The organism is Bacillus sp. OTU2372 (assembly GCF_038440275.1).
GTDB lineage: Bacteria > Bacillota > Bacilli > Bacillales > Cytobacillaceae > Neobacillus > Neobacillus bataviensis_B.
In genome coordinates this window covers 253,473-274,714 of the sequence record NZ_JASATK010000003.1, presented here as the reverse complement: position 1 = coordinate 274,714, position 21,242 = coordinate 253,473, and the positions used below count along the sequence as shown (strand labels likewise).

Below are 21,242 nucleotides of genomic sequence, written 5' to 3'. Positions count from 1 at the left end.
TACCATAAACTGGCGCTTCCACTTTTATCTACATATCATGTCCTGCATTATGGTTATTACGTGAATGGTTGCGATTTTTTACTTTCTTAGAGCCACTCATGGGTTCTGGCTGGCCTGATTGTTTTGGTGCATTTTTACGCATATCATTTCCATCATTTTTGTTTACCATATTTCATCCCTCCTATCTGTTAGGATGCAGTCAATAAGTGTTTTTATGCTGAATAAATTGTATTTTTCTGTGCAATTTAACGGTATATAAAATGAAGGAGTGGATTAGAAAATGCAAAAATATCCTTATAATAAAGACAAACAACAAGCTTTTCAAGCAGCACAGCAAGGATACGAAAATGCTCAAGGCCTGTATGAGACGATTGTTAGTGACAGCGCCAGCTACGGTCATCAGCTGAAGCATTTAAAAGATGAAGTAAATGAGGCCTACCAGCAAATCGAAAATGCTCTCGAGGTTGCTTCAGAACATCAGAGAGCACAATTACAACGTTTTCAGCAAGATCTTCAAACAATGGTGTCAGAAGTCAATCAAGAAGACTAAAAAAGCAGGAGGGAGATCCTCCTGCTTTACTATTTAAGCTACTGATTCTTTTTACGTTTTTTGTTGTTCATTCTTTCTTTTGCAGTTAATTCTGGTTCACTGGCAAATTCCTCATTGAAACCGGCGCCTTTTCCTTGACCTTTTGCTGCATTCATCCCTGGAATTACATGATTAGACTTTCGTTTTACCATTCCAATCACCTCCTGTAATTTAATATTTCCTCCTACACATAAATAATGACAAAATAAAAGTTTTTTGCGATAATATTATCGAAAGGGTATTTTCCTAAAATTCTAAATTCACTTGTGTATCGTTGAGATTTACAAAATATTCTGAACAAAATACATAAAAAGCAATAAGAAAAACTTATCAATCACAATAACTTTCTTGTTATTTACTTATATTATAGGTTGTATTAAGATAAGAATTGTGAGAAAAGTGAAAATGAATGGGAAAATTCAAACTTTCAAGACTTTTCGTTAATTTTAGGTATAAAAACGAACAGGGGGAATTACACATGGTAAAAAACGATGTATTTAACGCTCGTTCTTCCTTCGAAGCTAACGGTAAACGTTACCACTACTACCGTTTAAACGCATTGGAAGAAGCAGGTATTGGCAATGTATCTAAATTGCCTTATTCCGTAAAAGTTTTACTTGAATCTGTACTTCGCCAATATGATGGCCGTGTAATCGCAAAAGAGCATGTTGAAAACTTAGCAAAATGGGGAACAGCAGAGCTAAAAGAGGTAGACGTTCCATTTAAACCAGCTCGTGTTATCCTTCAAGACTTCACTGGTGTTCCAGCAGTTGTTGACCTTGCTTCATTAAGAAAAGCAATGGCTGACCTTGGCGGGGACCCTGACAAAATTAATCCAGAAAAAACGGTTGATCTTGTTATTGACCACTCAGTACAAGTTGATGCCTATGGCTCATCTGATTCATTAAGAATCAACATGGATTACGAATTCGAACGTAACGCTGAACGTTACCAATTCTTAAGCTGGGCACAAAAATCATTTAACAACTATCGTGCGGTTCCACCTGCAACAGGGATTGTTCACCAAGTAAACCTTGAATATTTAGCAGATGTTGTACATGTGGCTGAAGTTGATGGCGAACTTGAAACATATCCTGATACATTAGTAGGAACTGACTCCCATACGACAATGATCAACGGCCTTGGCGTACTTGGCTGGGGCGTTGGCGGTATCGAAGCAGAAGCTGGCATGCTAGGACAACCTTCTTACTTCCCAGTACCAGAAGTTGTCGGTGTAAAATTAACTGGAGTGCTTCCAAACGGTGCAACAGCTACTGACCTTGCACTTAAAGTAACTCAAGTATTACGTAAACATGGTGTAGTTGGCAAATTCGTTGAGTATTTCGGACCTGGTGTGTCATCATTACCACTAGCTGACCGTGCAACAATTGCAAACATGGCTCCTGAATACGGTGCAACATGCGGATTCTTCGCCATTGATGACGAGTCACTTGCTTACATGCGCCTAACTGGACGTGACGAAGAGCAAGTGAAAGTTGTAGAAGAATATTGCAAAGCAAACGGTTTATTCTTTGATCCTTCATTTGAGCCTGTTTACACAGATGTCATCGAAATTGACCTTGCTGAAATCGAAGCAAATCTTTCTGGACCTAAGCGCCCTCAAGATTTAATACCTCTTTCAAAAATGAAAGAAGAATTCGTGAAGGCTGTTTCTGCTCCACAAGGAAACCAAGGCTTCGGCTTACAAGCAGATGAGCTTGAAAAGTCTGCTGTGGTTAAATTTAATAATGGCGATGAAGCTAATATTAAAACAGGTGCAGTTGCAATTGCTTCCATTACTAGCTGTACAAACACATCTAACCCATATGTTCTAGTTGGTGCAGGACTTGTTGCGAAAAAGGCTGTAGAACTCGGAATGGAAGTTCCTAAATTCGTTAAAACTTCTTTAGCCCCAGGTTCAAAGGTTGTAACAGGTTACCTTCGTGATTCTGGCTTACTACCATACCTAGAGCAAATCGGCTTTAACCTTGTAGGTTATGGTTGTACAACATGTATCGGTAACTCCGGTCCATTAAAAGAAGAAATTGAAAAAACAATCGCGGAAAACGATCTTTTAGTTACGTCTGTTCTTTCAGGTAACCGTAACTTCGAAGGACGTATTCACCCGCTTGTAAAAGCTAACTACCTTGCTTCACCACCATTAGTTGTTGCATACGCCCTTGCAGGTACTGTAAACATCGACTTTGCTAATGAAGCAATCGGTAAAGATAAAGATGGTAACGATGTATTCTTCAAGGATATTTGGCCATCAACTGCTGAAGTAAATGATGTTGTAAAACGCACTGTTACACCAGAATTATTCCGTAGAGAATACGAGAATGTGTTCGGTGACAACGAGCGCTGGAACCAAATCAAAACTAGCAATGAGCCATTATATACTTGGGATGAAAATTCAACTTACATTGCTAACCCGCCATTCTTTGAAGGCTTATCACCTGAACCAGGTACAGTTGAACCTTTAGCAGGACTTCGTGTTGTCGGCAAGTTCGGTGATTCTGTTACAACTGACCATATCTCACCTGCAGGAGCTATTGGCAAAAACACTCCAGCTGGTAAGTATTTATTAGAAAAAGGCGTTGAGCCTCGTGACTTTAACTCCTATGGTTCCCGCCGTGGTAACCATGAAGTTATGATGCGTGGAACGTTTGCAAACATTCGTATCCGTAACCAAATCGCACCAGGTACAGAAGGCGGCTTCACAACTTACTGGCCAACTGGCGAAGTTACATCTATCTATGATGCATGCATGCAGTACAAAGCAGATGGCACTGGATTAATGGTTCTTGCTGGTAAGGACTACGGAATGGGTTCTTCACGTGACTGGGCTGCTAAAGGTACAAACCTTCTTGGCATTAAAACAGTTCTTGCCGAAAGCTTTGAACGTATCCACCGTTCTAACCTAGTGTTAATGGGCGTGCTTCCACTACAATTCAAAGATGGCGACAGCGCTGAATCACTTGGTTTAAGTGGTAAAGAAACTTTCGAAGTACAAGTAGACGAAAATGTAAAACCACGTGATCTTGTAAAAGTAACAGCTACTGACGAAGCTGGCAACAAGAAAGAATTTGAAGTTCTTGTACGCTTTGATTCCGAAGTGGAAATTGATTACTACCGTCATGGTGGAATTCTTCAAATGGTTCTTCGTGAAAAATTACAAGCTTAATTAGAAAGCGAAAGCGCCTTTACCAGGGAAAAAAGTAGTTCATTTTTTCCTAGGGGGCGACAGGCATGAGCCAATCCTTTAAGAAGGTTGCTTTTTAACCTTCTTGAAGGATTGGCTGTAGACCTCTTAGCCCCTAGGCGCTGTAGCTAAACTATTTTTAACACCATGTCTAAATAGGCATGGTGTTTTTTCATGTAATGATTGACAAAATTAGCTCATTTTAAATAAAATAGAAGTATCAAACGTAAAGGAATGAACAAAGGGCCCATGAAATTTTAATCTTATTTTTCAGTACATTATTCGAAATTTACGAAAATGTTGAACCTGAAGAATAGGATGAGTCTGTCCTTTTTTATGTCCTGATCGTTTATATCTTATCACTGCAAAGAATCCTTCATAGGTTTATTTGTGCTGGATTTTCATGGATATATAACATTAAATGACATAATACTCACTTTCAGGTTCAAATGAAGGGAGTTTTTTTATGTTTACAAATCAAAAAGTCGTTCTAAAAGTCAGTGGACTAGATAAAAGTTTTCAACTAAGAAAGATACTTGAAAATATTCAATTTGATATAAAAAGTGGCGATCGAATCGGGCTTGTGGGAGGTAATGGCTCCGGTAAAACAACCCTTGCCAAACTCCTGCTTGGCAAACTTCGTCCTGATAAAGGAACCATTGAAAAGTCTGAACACATTAAAATAGGATACTTATCACAGTCTATAGATTTTGAGGTTAGTGAATTCGGACAGCATCACTCAAATAATGGGGAAGACTTATACCAATATACAAAGGAGTTAGGTCTCAATAAGGTTTATGACTGGAACGGAGAACGCCTGTTGCATTTAAGCGGCGGAGAAAAACTAAAACTTGCGCTGTCGGACATCTGGGCCTCGAAACCTGATTTTTTAATCCTAGATGAACCAACTAACCATCTAGATTTTAAAGGAATAAACTGGCTGGTATCTGAATTAGCAAACTTTAATGGACCAGTCCTGGTCATCTCTCATGATCGCCACTTCCTGGATCAATCTGTTACTCAAATATTTGAATTAGCAAATAGCAAACTGCATTTTTACAACGGAAACTACAGTGATTTTCTGATCGAAAAACAAAAAAGGTTCGAAAACCAGCAGCATGCTTATCACGTCCAGCAGCGTCAGATTGAACTAGTTGAATCACAAATGGAGCAATTAAAGTCGTGGTCTGAAAAGGCCCACCGTGATTCAACTAAGAAAGGCTCAGGCCCTTCCAAAAGGCAATTTGGTATTAAAGAATTTCATCGGGCGAAGGCTAAAAAGCGCGACAGCCAAATTAAATCAAAAATGAAACGATTGGAAAGTGAATTGACCAAAAATAGAATCGAAAAGCCTTCAGAAGAAACTACCGTTAGATTCCAGTTTGATGCAAGCGGGAAAAGAGGAAAGCGTATTATCGAGGCAAAGAACCTTGGAATAAGGTTTGGTGACCACACCCTATTCCAAGGTTCACAGTTCTATATTAATCACGGGGAGCGAATCGGTCTTTTAGGCGATAACGGCAGTGGGAAAACAACCTTAATCAAGATGATTTTAGGTGAAGAGACTCGCTTTGAGGGTGAAATTTGGAAAAGTGATTCGCTAAAAATTGCTTATTTGAGTCAAGATGTAGACGATCTGCCTGCTGATAAAAATGCGCTAGAAGCACTTGGGTTTACTGACAGACAAGACATCCATAGAGCCAGAACCTTATTAGCTAATTTAGGTCTTACGGAACAACATATCTTGAATCCGATTAAGACATTAAGTCTTGGGGAACGAACGAGAGTTAAACTAACTGATTTACTAATGAAAGAATACGATGTTCTCATTCTCGATGAGCCAACCAATCATCTTGACTTAGCGAGCAGGGAACAGCTTGAAAAGACCTTAGCTGATTTCACGGGAACCATCCTCACCGTATCCCATGATTATTATTTTCTTAATAAATTATGTGATCGTTTGCTTGTCTTTGAGGATCAACGGGTTAAACGAGTGGAAAAGACACCGGACGAATATTTAAACCCTGAGAAAGATAATGTGAATAATGGAGAAGATGATTTATTGATTATTGAAAACAAGATTGCGCTAATTTTAGGACAATTATCGATGCTGGATCAAAAAGATCCAAAGTATCCAGTTTTAGATCAAGAATTTAACCTTCTTCTTCAACAAAAACGGAATATAAAAAAATAAATTTTTAAAGTTGTCACAACATTGGCATACAGTTATTTTGTTTCAACTGAGTTTATAGTGTAAAATCATTATAGCAGAAGATGAGACAAAGGAGGTTCCGGGATGATTAAAAAAGTGATTGCTGCTGTCGTACTCGTTAGTTTACTGACAGTAGCGATTGTTCAAGCGATGGAAAAAAAGACTGATACTCCTAAAACAGCGACAGAAGCATCGGCAGCAAAAGAAGGTCTTTCGATTGGGGCTTCAGCGCCTGATTTTGAGCTTAAAACGTTAACCGGAGACACCGTAAAGTTATCACAACTAAAAGGGAAAAAAGTCATGCTGAACTTTTGGGCGACATGGTGTCCGCCTTGTAAAGCCGAAATGCCAGAAATGGAGCAGTTTTCTAAACAAATTGGTGATGATACCGTTATTTTAGCAGTTAATATCGATCCTCAATTAGATGTGCAAGGATTTGTTAATGAAAATAAAATAACGTTTCCAATCCTTCTAGATGCAGAAGACAAAGTTAATGAAGCGTATCAAATTCTTTCTATCCCGACGACTTATTTTATTAATAGTAAAGGGATTATCCAAAACAAATATACAGGCTCGATGAAGCTTGATATCATGAAAAAATATACCCAAGAATTAAATTAAACAAGAGATGTTGGCATATGCCAATGTCTTTTTTTGTACTTTGAAAATTGTCCAGTTTCAGTGCCTAGGGTCTCGAGGTTATAAGCCTCTGTCAAGGCGCTTTCGCTTTTCGAACAAATTTTCAAAAAGTTGTAATAATTGCAACCGTTTCCGGTAATAATAACTGTTAGAATAGGTAATAAGGAAGGTGATAACAATGAGAAAACCTAGAAAACGCTCATTTGCAGAACTAGTATTAGAAAATAAATCACAATTAATGAAAGACAGTGCTGCTATGGAAAAAATTGAACAGCGATTAGAGGAAAAGCGGCTCGGCAAAGCTGAGTAATCACATTTGTTTCCAATCATGCTTCCCCTCCTTATGGGTAAAATGATAATAAGGAGGGATTGAAACATGGGTAATCCGAAAAAAGATTTTAAGCATTTCTCACCTAGCCATTTAGGTACTCAACCAAGGGGGTTTAGTGGCAATAATGGAAAAAAAATGAATGATACTTCTGGGAAGCATGCTCAGGTCATTCAAACTAAAGGCGAATAATACTATGTATAAATAAGACCCGTCAGGCACAAGCCTTGCGGGTCTTTTTGTTTTAAGTTTCCATTGATTCTCCTGTGATAAATTTTGCTATCGGTAACAAACTATATCTGTACCAAATACACCTTTAGGAGGATTTTGACAATGACTTATAACAATAAACCAAATCCTGATGACCGTAGCGATAACGTTGAAAAACTTCAAGCGATGATTACAAATACTATTGAAAATATGGAAGCTGCCGAAGAATCACTTGCTCTTACAGACAGTGAAACGCAAAAGCAACAAATTCAAGCTAAGAATGAACGTAGACGTGAAAGCATCGATTCTTTCCGCTCTGAAATTAAAGATGAGGCAAACAACCAAGGTTAATTTCTCCTTCTGAGGACCTGTTCATATCCGAACAGGTCCTTTTTGAGACCTCTCATTTTATCTAGGATAACCTGTTATGGTAAGATAGTGAGTAAAACTTAGTACAAGAATTTTAAATAGAAGAGTGATGATTTTGAATCAATTAGAAAACAACCGTTCCTATTCCAACGAGCAAATCCAAAAGTGGGAACAAGAACTGAATGAAACAGGTTTTATTACTGAAGAGGCAAACTTACTAGCTGCTATCCGTCAGGAAACTAATCCTGTAACATTATCAAAACTGTTAACGTTTGGGGCTTTATCAAGACTCCATGATCATAAAGATGACTCCATCGCAGCGGTTTGGTTAGAAAAAGCACTAAAGCTAAATCCTCTAAACCAAAAAGCAAAGGAACATACTGTTCAATCCGATTGGAAGAAGATGCACCATTTATTGACACCATTGACGTTTCCGTCCATGCGGGAAACGGATAATCGTACAGCTAAAAAGAAAACAGCAGAAGAGTATATCGAAGTATGTCAGCGATTTTTAGCCGAAGCGGATGAACACCTTCAGGAATTGCAGAAAATGATTGATACTGTCTCAAGAATCGATTTGAAAGAGCTTTTACAAAGATATGAAAAACTTTCCGAACTGCTTTCATCTGCGATTGAGGAAACAGGAAGCTTGTTAAAAGCGGCTGAGGAATACAATCAATCGATAACAGGTGTTTTCCATACTTCGACCTATTATGATGATTTAAAATTACATATGTCTAATTTAGATGAAATCAAACAGACATGGCTGCAGCAATTTGTAGAGGAAGAGACACCTGCAGCAAAATCAGAGAATGCATTAGATCAGCTGCAAAATATGGTAGGAATGGATTTAGTAAAGAAACGGATTAACGATTTTTATCGGTTTCTTAAGTACCAAAAACAACGGAAGGAACTGGGCTTTCAGATTAAAGATGAGCTTAGTCTTAATATGATTCTAACCGGGAATCCTGGGACAGGAAAGACAACCTTAGCTAGATTATTAGCGAAGATTTATCATGAACTCGGGGCATTGCCAAGGGAGGAAGTCATTGAAACGAATCGCTCGCAGCTCGTTGGTTCTTTTGTCGGGCAAACGGAAGAAAATGTTCGTTCCATTGTTGAACGCTCGATTGGCGGCGTTTTATTTATTGATGAAGCCTATAGCTTAAAACGTGAGGGTCAAACGGGAAATGATTATGGGCAAGCTGCCATTGATACGCTTGTTTCGCTAATGACAAGCAGTGAATATGGCGGTAAGTTCGCCGTCATTTTAGCTGGCTATCCGGATGAGATGCGTTCCTTCTTAAATGCGAATCCTGGTCTGCGAAGCCGGTTCCCTCAGTCGAACTTTATTCATTTGCCTAATTACTCCAACGATGAACTAATTCATATTGCCGAGTTAGTTGCATCTGAAAATGATTATCTATTAACAGAGGAATCTAAAATTGAAATTCATCACCGTCTTGAAAAGGAACGGGTAGATGATACCTTTGGTAACGCCAGAACGGTCCACAATATTGTTTTGGATGCCATTTTTAAAAAAGGGTCACATAACAACGCAGCCGACAGCGACATTTTAGATATGATGCTGCTTGACCAAGAAGACTTTCAAACTGACAATGAGATTATTACGGAATCACCGCAGGAACAGCTGAACCAATTAACCGGTTTGACTTCCTTAAAGAAAGAGTTAAAATCACTTATTTCATTCGTCAAGATGCAGCAATTTAGAAGATCGAAGGGCCTCCCTATTGTACCGATACAGCTGCATGCTGTTTTTACGGGAAACCCAGGTACAGGGAAAACAACAGTAGCTAAAATTTACGCGGAGTTTTTAAAGGAATGCGGTATTTTAAAAAGAGGTCATCTCATTGTGGCGAGCCGAGCTGATTTTGTTGCTGGTTATGTCGGACAAACAGCCGGAAAAACAAAGCAAAAAATTAAGGAAGCCTTGGGCGGAGTTCTATTCATTGATGAGGCCTATTCATTAATTAGTCAAACAGCAGGTGACTTTGGAAAAGAGGTTATCGATACTCTTGTGGATGAAATGACAAAACAAAATGAAAATTTGGTGGTCGTTTTAGCTGGCTACCCTAATGAAATGAACCAACTGCTTGAGAGTAATCCAGGCCTTCGTTCCCGTTTTAAAAAGTTCTTCCTTTTCCCTGACTATACAAATGAAGAATTACTTGAAATAATGATCAACTACGCGGGTAAGTTTCAATATCTGCTTACAGAAGACGCTAAAAACTTACTGCTTCAAACAATGGAAGCTGAAAGTTTTAAAGGGAATGGCCGATTTGCTACCAATTTAGTGGATGAAATGATTCAGGCACAAGCATTACGGTTAATGGATGAAGTAGAGGATGAAGGGCTATTAGAAAAAGCGCTATTACTTGAAGTAGAAGATATCGAAAAAGCACTTGATAAAACTTCAGCATACTAACAATGAAAAGGAGGTTTATAGTGGAAAATTATTTTGTCTCAACAAGGGAAATCCAACTGTATTATGCGGATACAGATATGATGGGTGTCATTTATCATGCTAATTATTTAAAATTTTTCGAGCTAGGCCGGACAGGTTTTATCGAGGACATCGGCTATAGCTATCTTGGAATGGAGGATTCGGGTTACTATGCTCCTGTCTATGATATTAACATTACCTATAAAAAACCATTAAGATATGGAGACAAGGCCTTTGTAAAAACATGGGTAACATTAAATGATGGAATCAAGACCATTTATGCTTATACCATTGTAAACGGGGAGGAGGAGGTCTGTGCAGAAGGGACTTCGACCCACATTATTGTGAAAAAGGATACCTTTAAACCGACCTCCTTTAAAAGAGCTTTTCCGGAATGGTATTTGAAATATGAAGAAATAAAGAAAAAATAATCTCATTTTAAGGTTAACCTTCCAACAAGAAATGAGGTGTTGATGTGGCTTTTGGAATAAACCGACAAGAACTAAACGAATGGAAAAGGAAAATTGACCAGAGCGAAATTGCATTTTTGACTCATTATTGGCTGGATGATCGCTTTCCTGATTGCAAGACTGTCACAAAAGTTGGATGTCTTGATCTTGATAAATTAGCTGAATGGGGTAAAAAGTACGGATTAATAAAAGAATGGATTCATCATCGCAAGGATGGTTACTCCCATTTTGATTTATTAGGTGAGCGGCAAACCGAAATTTTAGAAAAAGAGGGCTTAATTGAACATATTTGGCAAAAAAACCGGCACACTTGAGGAGTAGGTGATCAAGTGTGCCGGTTTTTTCTTATCAGATAAGAAGATATAAATTTTGCCTTCGAGAATTGTCCAGCTCCAGGCGCCATCGGCTCGAGGTCACAAGCCAATCCGTCCAAAAGGTTAAAGAACAACCTTTCGCCGGCTCGACTTGTGCTTGTCGCCGAAGTCTAAGCGCCTTACGCTTTTCTTATTGAATCCACTGGTACATATGTTTTTTAATTTCATCATATTTGGCTTGGGCATTTTTCAGCCCATAGGTCTCAGCCATTTCAAGGGGAACGACACGAAAGCTTTTGTTTTTCTGACTTGCAACATAGGAGGGTGTAAAAACTGGATTGGAAATCTCAATTTTGCTGCCCTCGGCGGCAATCTTTTTTGTGATATCAATCGTGGCTAAACCACCAATATCCCTATACTTACCGTGCTGTCCAGAAATAAAATTTCCTAATGAATAGATAACAAACGATTTTCTGCCATCTGTTGTTTTAATCCATTCCATTGGCTGGAGTACATGCGGATGGGAGCCAAAGATAATATCCACTCCTTCATTTGCCAGAAATTGTGCTAAATCCTTTTGTTCTTTTGAGGGGATTCGTTGGTATTCGTTCCCCCAGTGAATACTCATTACTACCACGTCGGCATTACTTTTTGCCCGTCTAATTTCTGCTTTCATGGCATTTTTATCAATTAAATTAACAAGATAGTCTTTCCCTTTTGGAATCGGAATGCCATTCGTTCCGTATGTATAAGATAAGAAGGCAACTTTAATCCCATTTTTATTGATAATCCGTAATCTTTGACGGTCCATTGGATCAATAAAGCTTCCAACATGGGGTAAACCAATTTGATCTAAGTAGGCAGATTCTGATCGGATTCCCTTTTCTCCTTTATCCAAGGAGTGATTATTGGCGGTTGAAACAATATCCACGCCTGAATGGATCAGGGCATTAGCAACCTGATGTGGACTATTAAACCTCGGATATCCGGAAAGGCCCAGTTCTAGTCCTCCTAACATACTTTCTTGATTGGCAGTTAGAATATCGGGTTTTTCAAGGATTGATTTTACTGGATCGAACATGGGATCAAAACTATAATCAGCACCGTTAAAGGCATCTTGATAGACAGGGTTATGAATAAGAATGTCACCAACCGCCCCTACGGATATTTTTTCAGTCAGAGTTACATCTCGATTAACATTAAATAATGGCCGTATCGAATGTTTTTGTACACTATAAATTTTATTTTCCTGATTTGCAGATTGCTTTTGCTGTATGATCAGAACTGCCGCTGTCGTAATACAACCTATAATAATGAACATTGAAGGTAAAATGGCCCTTTTCCTCATAAAGTCTCCTTTAATCAATAAACTAAAAGCAAATTACTTTTGTACTCCTTGATGATACTATATTATATTTAAGTATAATTTTACATTTATTCTTGCAATTTTCTAAAAAAAGTTTTGAAAGGAATAGGACATGTTTAAAATAACAGAGAGTGCTTACCTGAAATTATCCGAAATTGTTATCCAAGAAAAGATAACAGATGATGAGCAGCTTTTCCTGCGACTAACCATGGGGATTGGCTGAGGCGGATCTAAATTAAATCTGTCTCTGGAAGAGCGGAAGATTGAGGGAGATCGTATTTACCAATTTGACGATCTTACTGTGCTTATTCATGAAAAAGATATGATTTACTTTAATCATACGAAACTGGATTATGTAGCAGATGTATTAGGGAACAAACGTTTTCAACTGTTTCGTATGTGAAAAATGGCTATAAAGAGACACATTGTCCCTTTATAGCCATTTAATTTTTGGTTCTGTTTTATTAACAATTCGTTTAATATTAGCCCTGTGGCGGTAAATAACAAATGATGCCATCAATAGTACCACAACTAATAAAGGGATGTCCCAATTTCGGACAATTCCTGAAACGACGGCATACAAGACAGCTGTAATACCTGCAACCATGGATGATAAGGATACATATTTGGTTATGTATAAGCTAATAAAAAATACCACAATTACCGTCAAAAACATATAAGGTGCTGCTAACAATACGACCCCGCCAGATGTTGCAACTGCTTTTCCACCACGAAATCCTGCAAAAATTGGATAGGTATGTCCCAGAACCGCAAAAATCCCAGCCAACAATGGATTTATATTTAGATGGAAGATCAATGGAAGAGCAGCTGCTAACGTGCCTTTCAGAATATCAGCAAGTGTTACCGCTAATCCCGCTTTAACTCCGAGCGTCCGAAACGTGTTCGTACCTCCTAAATTCCCACTTCCATGCTCCCGAATATCGGTTTTGTAAAATACCTTTCCAACTATTAGCCCAGATGGAATGGAGCCAAGTAAATAGGCTAGGATCAAGACCAAGATTATTTGAACCATTCAAAATTTCTCCTTCAATAAAAGATCCAGTTCTTCTATTTTACCATGGATTTGTGAAAAAGCACTATTCCTTTCCAAGATAAGTTTAAAAGAGAAGTAAAAAAGTTAGTGAAAATGGTTCTTTAAACCCGCTTTTCATAAAGGAAATTATTATTAAGTCAAAAGTTAGGACAAAAAAAGTCAAATTTATTACAAATCAATGGAGAATTTAGGAACGGTTGATAAATCGATTGAATGCCGGGAAATGGGAATCTATAATAAAGAAAAATCGAATGATCATCAAAAGAACCGGCCTTATCCTGAGGGTAAAAGATCGGTTTTTTACATAATTTTTATAACTGATCTATGAAGGAGGTGAATGAACCCATGGCAAGAAGTGTTCTGCAATATCTTAAATACCAATACCCGGATATAAGAGTTTTATATGTAGAAGATGAAAGGTTTTCCCGTGAAAAACTCCTACGGGTTTTGAATCGGAGGTTTGCCAATATTCATTTTGCAATTGATGGTGTCGAAGGGCTACAACTCTATCAAAAATATAAACCGGATTTAATAATTGCCGATATAAAAATGAATCAAATGAGCGGATTAGAGATGATAAAAAACATCCGTGCACAAAACGAAAAGGTCCAAGTCATAGTAACCACCGCACATGATGATAATGATTTTTTTGTCCAATCGATTGAAAATAATGTCAACCATTTTATTTTAAAACCGATTGATTTGGATTTACTGTTACAAGCGATCCAAAAATCTGTTTATCAGATCCAGCTCGAAAAAGAGCTTGAAAAACAAAAGAATCTTACCCGTACTATTCTTGATTTCCAGGATAATCTCATTTTCGTAATTGAAAACGGAGAGCTTGTGGAATGGAATCAAGCCTTTACCAATGTAACTGGTAAGGGTATTCACAAAAATAATCCTACATGTTATCAAAGTGAATTTCTGGCAAGTTTTTTTGTCGAGGATCCTCATTATTTTTATCCTAAGGATAAAGGCAGTTGGATGGAGGAGTTTTCTTCCAACGGAAAAAACATGGCAAAAGTTCGTTGGAAAGGACCACTTGGAAACGATTATAACTATGTGATGAAAGCAGGAGCGATCCCAGGTACAAATCAAACCTTATTCGTGCTTACAGATATAACAGATATTGAGAAAGAAAGCCGAGAAAAAGATCATTTAGCTAAGCTGGACCCATTGACGAGGAGTTATACCCGTCAGAAATTCAAGGAAATTTTGGCTAGCGAAATGAGGCGTTCTGAACAATTTAATCGGGCTTTCTCACTTATTTTAATGGATATTGATTTCTTTCATACACTCAATGATCAAATAGGTCATACAGCAGGAGATAAGGTGTTAATCACAGTGTCGACCATTGTTCAACAGCGGATTCGTGAGTGCGATATTTTAGCCCGCTGGGGAGGAGAGGAATTTATCCTGCTTATTCCTGAGACAGTTGGACAAAATGCTGTTGTTTTAGCCGAATCAATCCGTTCAATAATTGAAGAATATCATTTTCTTAAAATCGGAAAGGTTACCTGCAGCTTTGGAGTTGCTGAATTTGCTCCGGGAAAAACAAAAAGTGAATTACTGGCAGAGGCCGAACACGCCTTAACCTCTTCAAAAAATAATGGACGAAACTGTGTAACATTATACACCAAAGAACATTAAGGGGGCGGCAATTATGATATTTATATATATTAGCTTATCCTTGGTGATTGGTTATATCATTTTGACTATTTGTCTATATGTTTTTAAGAGACGTGTCCTGCTGAAGAAGCTGAAAGATAGTGAACGATGTTATCGAGATTTAGCGAAAAAGTACGAAGCTATTAATCGAAACCTAGAAAAAAAGATTCAAGATGAAGTAGAAAAAAACAGACATAAAGATCATCTTCTAATTCAGCATTCTCGTCTTGCTGCGATGGGGGAAATGATAGCCAGTATTGGCCATCAATGGCGCCAGCCCTTAAATAGCTTATCCCTAATCATTCAAGATGTACGGGAGGAATATGAGTTTGGTCAGCTTGATGAAATCTATATTGATAAATTCACGAAGGAAAGCATGATTCAGATCAAACACATGTCCCGTACTATTAATGATTTTCGGAAATTCTATAAACCTAATAACGAAAGGGCCCCTTTTTCGATTGGAAGTTCAATCGAGGATGCTTTGTCGATTTTTTCTTCCAGTCTAAAATATTATGGGATTGAGATGGAATTTGAATATCGGGGTGAGCTGATGGCATACGGCTTTCCGAACGAATATAGTCAAGTGGTGTTGAACATTTTAACCAATGCCCGAGATGCCTTTATTCAAAGGGATATTAAGGATCGAAAAATAACGATAAAATTAAGTGAAACATCAAAATTTATTACAGCGGAATTTACGGATAATGCAGGTGGAATAGATCCTGAGCTCCTAGATAAAATTTTTGATCCCTATTTTACAACGAGGCCACGCGGTACAGGTTTGGGCCTTTATATGACCAAGATGATACTAGAAAATATGAACGGATTGGTTATGGTAGAAAACCATAAACATGGTGCCCGTTTTTGTCTTTCAGTACCAAAAGTAAATGAAGCAGCTAAACCAGAACTAATCTCTGTTTCTTAAGGTAAGCTCCTAATTAAAGGGCTAGCTACAGCGCCTAGGGGCTCGGGGTCATAAGCCAATCCGTCAAGAAGGCTACAGTCGAGCCTTCTCGCCGGCTCGACTGTAGCCTTGCGCCCCAGGTCAAAGCACTTTCGCTTTTCGATTTTGCAAGCGTTTTATTTTGGCTTTTATTATCAAAAAGGGTAGAATAAAGATAATAATTCCAAGGAGTGGTAATGATGGCAATTGAAAATCCAAGCCGTGAGGAAATTGGTTCAATTTTGAATAAGGCAAAGAGAATCGCTGTTGTGGGCTTAAGCGACAATCCTGCAAAGGCTTCCTACCAAGTATCACAAGTTATGCAAGATGCAGGCTATGAAATCATACCTGTGAATCCAGCTGTCGACACTGTCCTAGGTGTCAAGGCAGTCGCCTCTTTAAAAGATATCCAGGGGCATGTAGATATTGTTAATGTTTTCCGACGTTCCGAACAATTGTTCGATGTCGCGAAAGAATTTGACGAGATTGATGCCGACGTATATTGGGCCCAGCTCGGTCTTGCAAATGAAGAAGCCTATCAATTTTTAAAAGAAAAGGGCTATACCGTGATTATGGATCGCTGTATTAAAATTGAATATGCAATGACAAGATAAAAAGCTGCTATTTTTTAGCAGTTTTTTTCTTTTTTGCCCCCTAAAAACAGCTAAAATTGTATTACAAAAATATGTTGTTTTTAAATACATATTTGCCAAATCGAAATTAATCGCTACAATTAAGCATAGACGCCGCAAGAAGATGTGTTAAAATAAATGTGGCAAACATTAGTTCTATTGGATAAATTTAAAGGATAATGAACTCTTTTAAACGAATGTTTTACTAATTAATTGTGAAAATGGCGGAGAACGCCATTTATGTTTTTTAGGTATGAAAGGGGTATTTTAGTGGCAAGAAATCAGCAAGCTTTTGATTACAATGATGATGCCATCCAGGTACTAGAAGGTCTTGAGGCAGTTAGAAAGCGCCCAGGTATGTACATTGGCAGCACTGATTCACGCGGTCTTCATCATCTTGTGTATGAGATCGTTGACAACTCTGTCGATGAAGCACTAGGCGGATTTGGTGATCAAATCATTGTAAGAATACACAAAGATAATTCCATAAGTGTTATGGATAAGGGTAGAGGAATGCCTACAGGTATGCATAAAATGGGAAAACCAACACCTGAGGTTATTTTAACTGTGCTCCATGCCGGCGGTAAATTTGGCCAAGGCGGCTACAAAACCAGCGGTGGTTTGCACGGTGTGGGTGCATCGGTCGTAAATGCATTATCTGAATGGTTAATCGTAACAATTAAACGAGATGGCTTCGTATATGAACAACGTTTCGAGGATGGCGGTAAACCGGTCACAACACTCGAAAAACTCGGCAAAACTAATCAAACGGGGACAACGATTCATTTTAAACCGGATCCGACCATTTTCTCGACCACGACCTATAACCTTGAAACTTTATCTGAACGGCTGAGAGAATCAGCTTTCTTGTTAAAAGGATTAAAAATTGAAATTATTGATGAGCGTAATGATATTCACGAAGTTTTTCATTATGAAAATGGTATTGAGGCTTTTGTTGAATACTTAAACGAAGATAAAGAGACACTCCATCCTGTTGTCAGCTTTGAAGGGACTCAAAACGGGATTGAAGTAGAATTTTCATTTCAATTCAATGATGGCTATTCCGAAAATGTCTTGTCGTTTGTTAACAATGTAAGGACAAGAGATGGCGGTACACATGAGGCCGGCGCCAAAACCGCCATGACAAGGGTATTCAATGACTATTCCCGTAAAGTTGCTTTTCTTAAGGAAAAAGACAAAAATTTAGACGGTAACGATATTCGTGAAGGATTATCGGCGATTATTTCCGTAAGAATCCCAGAAGAGCTTCTACAATTTGAAGGACAAACAAAGGGAAAACTCGGTACGAGTGAAGCGAGATCATCAGTAGATTCCGTTGTTTCTGAACATCTTTCCTACTTCTTGGAAGAAAATCCTGATATTAGTTCCTTATTAATCAAAAAATCGATTAAAGCGTATCAGGCCCGGGAAGCAGCAAGAAAAGCCCGCGAGGATGCACGAAGCGGCAAAAAGAAGAAAAGAGGAGAAACCGTCCTTTCTGGAAAGCTGACACCAGCACAATCACGAAATCCGCAAAAGAATGAACTCTACTTAGTAGAGGGTGATTCTGCGGGAGGTTCTGCCAAGCAGGGCCGTGACCGCCGTTTTCAAGCTGTCCTTCCACTCCGCGGTAAAGTCATCAACACAGAAAAAGCGAAACTCTCTGATATCTTCAAAAACGAAGAAATTAACACGATTATCCATGCAATTGGCGGCGGCGTTGGTGCCGATTTTGCGGTCGAAGACATCAATTATGACAAAATTGTCATTATGACAGATGCTGATACAGATGGTGCCCATATCCAAGTTCTATTGCTTACCTTCTTTTATCGTTATATGAAGCCGCTTGTTGAAGCTGGTAAAGTATTTATTGCTCTTCCGCCTTTATATAAAGTAAGTAAAGGCTCAGGAAAAAAAGAAATCATCGAATATGCATGGAACGAGGATGAGCTTCAAGGAGCTATTAAAAAAGTCGGTAGAGGATATATCATCCAACGCTACAAAGGTCTTGGCGAAATGAATGCAGACCAGCTATGGGATACCACAATGGACCCAGAGACACGGACATTAATCCGCGTTAAGATTGATGATATCGCCAGAGCGGAGCGACGTGTTACTACGCTAATGGGTGATAAGGTTGAACCGCGCCGTAAATGGATTGAAAGTAATGTAGCATTTGGTTTAGAAGAAGATGATACGATTTTAGAAAATGAAAATATTACCGTCTCCGAGGAGGTTACTGAAGGATGAGTGCACTTGAAAAATTTCGGGACTTACCTCTAGAAGATGTAATTGGTGATCGTTTTGGAAGGTATAGTAAGTATATTATCCAAGAACGTGCACTGCCGGATGCACGGGACGGTTTAAAGCCTGTACAGCGGCGTATTTTATATGCTATGCATGTGGAAGGCAACACATTTGATAAAGGGTTTCGTAAATCGGCGAAGACAGTCGGTAATGTTATTGGTAACTATCACCCACATGGTGATTCTTCTGTATATGAAGCCATGGTGCGTTTGAGTCAGGATTGGAAGGTTCGGAATGTGCTTGTTCAAATGCACGGTAACAACGGTAGTGTCGATGGTGACCCGCCCGCTGCGATGCGTTACACAGAAGCAAGACTTTCGGCAATCGCCGCTGAACTTTTAAGGGATATTGAAAAAAATACAGTAGAATTTATTCCAAACTTTGATGATACTTCAAAGGAACCGACTGTTTTACCAGCTATGTTCCCAAACTTACTTGTAAATGGGTCAACAGGAATCTCAGCCGGTTATGCCACTGATATTCCTCCACATCATTTGGGTGAAATCATTGATGGCGTGATCATGAGAATGGATCAACCAGATTCAACCGTAGATGAACTCATGACCGTGATTAAAGGACCAGATTTCCCTACTGGCGGGATCATTCAAGGGATAGAAGGCATTAAAAAAGCCTATGAAACTGGTAAAGGGAAAATCATTGTCCGTGGAAAAGCCGAAATTGAAGAGGTTCGCGGCGGTAAGCAGCAAATCGTGATTACGGAGATTCCTTACGAAATTAATAAAGCCAATCTCGTCAAGAGGATGGATGAGTTTCGAATCGATCGAAAAGTTGAGGGAATGTCAGAGGTTCGTGATGAAACGGACCGAACCGGTTTAAGAATCGTGATTGAATTAAAAAAGGACGCCCACGCAGAAGGTGTCTTGAATTACTTATATAAAAATAGTGATCTTCAAGTAACCTATAACTTTAATATGGTTGCGATCTATAATAAGCGCCCGAAACTTATGGGAATTCGTGAGTTACTCGATGCCTATATTGGGCATCAAAAAGAAGTTGTGACTAGACGTACTCAATATGACCTCAATAAAGCGAAGGAACGCCAGCATATTGTTGAGGGTTTAATGAAGGCTTTATCGATTCTTGATGAAGTCATTGCCACCATCCGCGCATCTAAGGACAAGCGGGATGCAAAAGATAACTTAATTGCAAAATTTGCCTTTACAGAAATACAGGCAGAAGCGATTGTTTCTTTGCAGCTCTATCGTTTAACAAATACTGACATCACAGCTTTACGACAGGAAGCAGAAGAGTTAGCAAAAAAAGTGGAAGAGCTTACTAGCATCTTAGCTAGCGAGAAAAAATTATTATCCGTTATTAAAAAAGAGCTCAAAGACGTGAAAAAACGTTTTGTTGATGAGCGCCGTTCTAAGATTGAAGCGGAAATTGAAGAAATTAAAATCAACCTTGATGTCACCGTACCAAGTGAAGATGTCATTGTCACAGTGACAAAAGAAGGTTACGTCAAACGAACAAGTCAGCGTTCTTTTGCAGCATCCGGCGGACAAGATTTGGCAATGAAGGAAATTGACCGTCTCCTTGCCCAATTAGATATGAATACAAAAGATGTATTATTGCTCTTTACCAATAAGGGGAACTACCTGTTCTGCCCTGTTCATGAGCTGCCAGATATACGTTGGAAGGATCTTGGCCAGCATGTAGCCAACATTATTCCAATTGACCGTGACGAGGAGATTATTCACGCCATTTCCGTTAAAGACTTTGAGATCGATGCTTATCTTGTTTTTGTAACGAAAAATGGCATGGTTAAGAAGACTGAGTTGAAAGCCTACAAAGCGCAGCGCTACTCTAAACCACTTGTTGCCGTAAATCTTAAGGATGACGACCAGGTGGTTGATGTTCATCTAACTGATGGTTCTAAAGAACTTTTCTTAGTCACTACCTTGGGATATGCTTTATGGTTCCATGAGGAAGAGATCAGTATCGTCGGACAGCGGGCTGCGGGTGTAAAAGGCATTAACTTAAAAGAAAGCGATGTTGTCATTGGTGGAAAGCTGATTACTCCAGACAGCAGTGAATCGATTGTCGTAGCTACCCAGCGCGGCGCCTTAAAACGCATGAAGTTAAAAGAGTTTGAAAAAGCAACTCGTGCGAAGCGTGGTGTCGTCATTCTAAGGGAGCTTAAAGCAAAACCGCATCGAATTACTGGCTTTGTCATCGCAAATGAACAAGACTTAATTATTATCGAGACAGAAAAAGGCTATTCCGAAACGCTAAAAACAGCGGATATTAGCTTTAGTGACCGTTATTCTAACGGCTCATTTATCCTTGATGAGGATGAGAACGGCAAAGTAACAAACGTTTGGAAGGTATCCGTACCAGCAGCAGTAACCGAATAAAAAGATTAGAGAACCTCCCAGGAAATTGGGAGGTTCTTTTCATTTTTTTCCCAAAATTGGACATGCTAAGTAAAACAAAAGGATTTGGAGGGGA

General features: G+C 38.8%; 19 protein-coding genes. 15 read left to right on the top strand and 4 right to left on the bottom strand.

The features are described 5' to 3' along the window. Positions 1-28: 28 nt before the first annotated feature. The gene (locus tag AAHB15_RS09085; protein ID WP_342042243.1) at positions 29-169 is read right to left on the bottom strand and encodes a small acid-soluble spore protein P; all 141 of its coding nucleotides are present in this window, start codon (positions 167-169) and stop codon (positions 29-31) included. 111 nt (positions 170-280) lie between these two features. Between AAHB15_RS09085 and AAHB15_RS09080 the strand changes: the two genes are divergently transcribed. After that, on the top strand, positions 281-550 hold the full coding sequence (locus tag AAHB15_RS09080; protein ID WP_335575691.1) for a hypothetical protein: 270 nt from the start codon (positions 281-283) through the stop codon (positions 548-550). Between the two features lie 38 nt (positions 551-588). Here AAHB15_RS09080 and sspO read toward each other — a convergent pair whose 3' ends face one another. Further along, a complete protein-coding gene (gene sspO / locus AAHB15_RS09075) occupies positions 589-741 on the bottom strand; it encodes a small acid-soluble spore protein O (protein WP_098532148.1) in 153 nt (50 codons plus the stop codon). Between the two features lie 326 nt (positions 742-1,067). On the opposite strand from sspO, the gene acnA reads away from it, so the two are divergent. The 9 genes from acnA (at position 1,068) to AAHB15_RS09030 (ending at position 10,797) form a co-directional block, all read left to right on the top strand. Then, positions 1,068-3,773, top strand: coding sequence for an aconitate hydratase AcnA (gene acnA / locus AAHB15_RS09070; protein ID WP_342042242.1), 2,706 nt, complete (start codon positions 1,068-1,070; stop codon positions 3,771-3,773). A gap of 484 nt (positions 3,774-4,257) precedes the next feature. Further along, positions 4,258-5,985: a ribosomal protection-like ABC-F family protein gene (gene abc-f, locus AAHB15_RS09065; protein WP_342042241.1), complete on the top strand. Its 1,728-nt coding sequence runs from the start codon at positions 4,258-4,260 to the stop codon at positions 5,983-5,985. A 102-nt stretch (positions 5,986-6,087) separates the two neighbouring features. Beyond that, positions 6,088-6,624, top strand: a complete 537-nt coding sequence (locus AAHB15_RS09060; protein WP_335574910.1) for a TlpA disulfide reductase family protein — start codon at positions 6,088-6,090, stop codon at positions 6,622-6,624. 196 nt (positions 6,625-6,820) lie between these two features. Beyond that, on the top strand, positions 6,821-6,952 hold the full coding sequence (locus tag AAHB15_RS09055; RefSeq protein WP_098532144.1) for an FbpB family small basic protein: 132 nt from the start codon (positions 6,821-6,823) through the stop codon (positions 6,950-6,952). Between the two features lie 66 nt (positions 6,953-7,018). Continuing rightward, a complete protein-coding gene (locus AAHB15_RS09050) occupies positions 7,019-7,162 on the top strand; it encodes an acid-soluble spore protein N (RefSeq protein ID WP_098532143.1) in 144 nt (47 codons plus the stop codon). Between the two features lie 141 nt (positions 7,163-7,303). Then, a complete protein-coding gene (gene tlp, locus AAHB15_RS09045) occupies positions 7,304-7,531 on the top strand; it encodes a small acid-soluble spore protein Tlp (protein ID WP_098532136.1) in 228 nt (75 codons plus the stop codon). Between the two features lie 127 nt (positions 7,532-7,658). Next, entirely contained in the window at positions 7,659-9,995 is a 2,337-nt protein-coding gene (locus tag AAHB15_RS09040) for an AAA family ATPase (RefSeq protein WP_342042240.1), read from the top strand. Positions 9,996-10,015: 20 nt separating this feature from the next. Beyond that, positions 10,016-10,444 carry an acyl-CoA thioesterase gene (locus AAHB15_RS09035; protein WP_342042239.1) on the top strand — a complete coding sequence of 143 codons (429 nt, stop codon included), beginning with the start codon at positions 10,016-10,018 and terminating at the stop codon, positions 10,442-10,444. Positions 10,445-10,488: 44 nt separating this feature from the next. Continuing rightward, positions 10,489-10,797 (top strand): hypothetical protein, encoded by a 309-nt coding sequence (locus AAHB15_RS09030; protein WP_342042238.1) that lies wholly within the window; start codon positions 10,489-10,491, stop codon positions 10,795-10,797. Positions 10,798-10,987: 190 nt separating this feature from the next. Here the strand turns inward: AAHB15_RS09030 and AAHB15_RS09025 are convergent, their stop codons facing one another. Both AAHB15_RS09025 and plsY read right to left on the bottom strand, forming a co-directional pair. After that, on the bottom strand, positions 10,988-12,145 hold the full coding sequence (locus AAHB15_RS09025; RefSeq protein WP_342042237.1) for a CapA family protein: 1,158 nt from the start codon (positions 12,143-12,145) through the stop codon (positions 10,988-10,990). A gap of 451 nt (positions 12,146-12,596) precedes the next feature. After that, a complete protein-coding gene (gene plsY, locus AAHB15_RS09020; protein WP_342042236.1) occupies positions 12,597-13,196 on the bottom strand; it encodes a glycerol-3-phosphate 1-O-acyltransferase PlsY in 600 nt (199 codons plus the stop codon). 366 nt (positions 13,197-13,562) lie between these two features. Between plsY and AAHB15_RS09015 the strand changes: the two genes are divergently transcribed. The 5 genes from AAHB15_RS09015 (at position 13,563) to parC (ending at position 21,148) form a co-directional block, all read left to right on the top strand. After that, positions 13,563-14,867, top strand: a complete 1,305-nt coding sequence (locus AAHB15_RS09015) for a GGDEF domain-containing response regulator (RefSeq protein WP_342042235.1) — start codon at positions 13,563-13,565, stop codon at positions 14,865-14,867. A 13-nt stretch (positions 14,868-14,880) separates the two neighbouring features. Next, a complete protein-coding gene (locus AAHB15_RS09010) occupies positions 14,881-15,813 on the top strand; it encodes a sensor histidine kinase (RefSeq protein WP_342042234.1) in 933 nt (310 codons plus the stop codon). Positions 15,814-16,031: 218 nt separating this feature from the next. Then, on the top strand, positions 16,032-16,445 hold the full coding sequence (locus tag AAHB15_RS09005) for a CoA-binding protein (RefSeq protein ID WP_342042261.1): 414 nt from the start codon (positions 16,032-16,034) through the stop codon (positions 16,443-16,445). 288 nt (positions 16,446-16,733) lie between these two features. Beyond that, on the top strand, positions 16,734-18,713 hold the full coding sequence (gene parE, locus AAHB15_RS09000; protein WP_342042233.1) for a DNA topoisomerase IV subunit B: 1,980 nt from the start codon (positions 16,734-16,736) through the stop codon (positions 18,711-18,713). Continuing rightward, a complete protein-coding gene (gene parC, locus AAHB15_RS08995) occupies positions 18,710-21,148 on the top strand; it encodes a DNA topoisomerase IV subunit A (RefSeq protein ID WP_342042232.1) in 2,439 nt (812 codons plus the stop codon). The genes parE and parC overlap by 4 nt, the downstream gene beginning before the upstream one ends. Positions 21,149-21,242 lie beyond the last annotated feature (94 nt).

What these genes read in the sequence shown, in the direction of transcription:
- AAHB15_RS09085 (WP_342042243.1), bottom strand. Translation starts at nt 169, where the DNA reads ATGGTAAACAAAAATGATGGAAATGATATGCGTAAAAATGCACCAAAA.
- AAHB15_RS09080 (WP_335575691.1), top strand. Translation starts at nt 281, where the DNA reads ATGCAAAAATATCCTTATAATAAAGACAAACAACAAGCTTTTCAAGCA.
- sspO (WP_098532148.1), bottom strand. Translation starts at nt 741, where the DNA reads ATGGTAAAACGAAAGTCTAATCATGTAATTCCAGGGATGAATGCAGCA.
- acnA (WP_342042242.1), top strand. Translation starts at nt 1,068, where the DNA reads ATGGTAAAAAACGATGTATTTAACGCTCGTTCTTCCTTCGAAGCTAAC.
- abc-f (WP_342042241.1), top strand. Translation starts at nt 4,258, where the DNA reads ATGTTTACAAATCAAAAAGTCGTTCTAAAAGTCAGTGGACTAGATAAA.
- AAHB15_RS09060 (WP_335574910.1), top strand. Translation starts at nt 6,088, where the DNA reads ATGATTAAAAAAGTGATTGCTGCTGTCGTACTCGTTAGTTTACTGACA.
- AAHB15_RS09055 (WP_098532144.1), top strand. Translation starts at nt 6,821, where the DNA reads ATGAGAAAACCTAGAAAACGCTCATTTGCAGAACTAGTATTAGAAAAT.
- AAHB15_RS09050 (WP_098532143.1), top strand. Translation starts at nt 7,019, where the DNA reads ATGGGTAATCCGAAAAAAGATTTTAAGCATTTCTCACCTAGCCATTTA.
- tlp (WP_098532136.1), top strand. Translation starts at nt 7,304, where the DNA reads ATGACTTATAACAATAAACCAAATCCTGATGACCGTAGCGATAACGTT.
- AAHB15_RS09040 (WP_342042240.1), top strand. Translation starts at nt 7,659, where the DNA reads ATGATTTTGAATCAATTAGAAAACAACCGTTCCTATTCCAACGAGCAA.
- AAHB15_RS09025 (WP_342042237.1), bottom strand. Translation starts at nt 12,145, where the DNA reads ATGAGGAAAAGGGCCATTTTACCTTCAATGTTCATTATTATAGGTTGT.
- plsY (WP_342042236.1), bottom strand. Translation starts at nt 13,196, where the DNA reads ATGGTTCAAATAATCTTGGTCTTGATCCTAGCCTATTTACTTGGCTCC.
- AAHB15_RS09015 (WP_342042235.1), top strand. Translation starts at nt 13,563, where the DNA reads ATGGCAAGAAGTGTTCTGCAATATCTTAAATACCAATACCCGGATATA.
- AAHB15_RS09010 (WP_342042234.1), top strand. Translation starts at nt 14,881, where the DNA reads ATGATATTTATATATATTAGCTTATCCTTGGTGATTGGTTATATCATT.
- AAHB15_RS09005 (WP_342042261.1), top strand. Translation starts at nt 16,032, where the DNA reads ATGGCAATTGAAAATCCAAGCCGTGAGGAAATTGGTTCAATTTTGAAT.
- parC (WP_342042232.1), top strand. Translation starts at nt 18,710, where the DNA reads ATGAGTGCACTTGAAAAATTTCGGGACTTACCTCTAGAAGATGTAATT.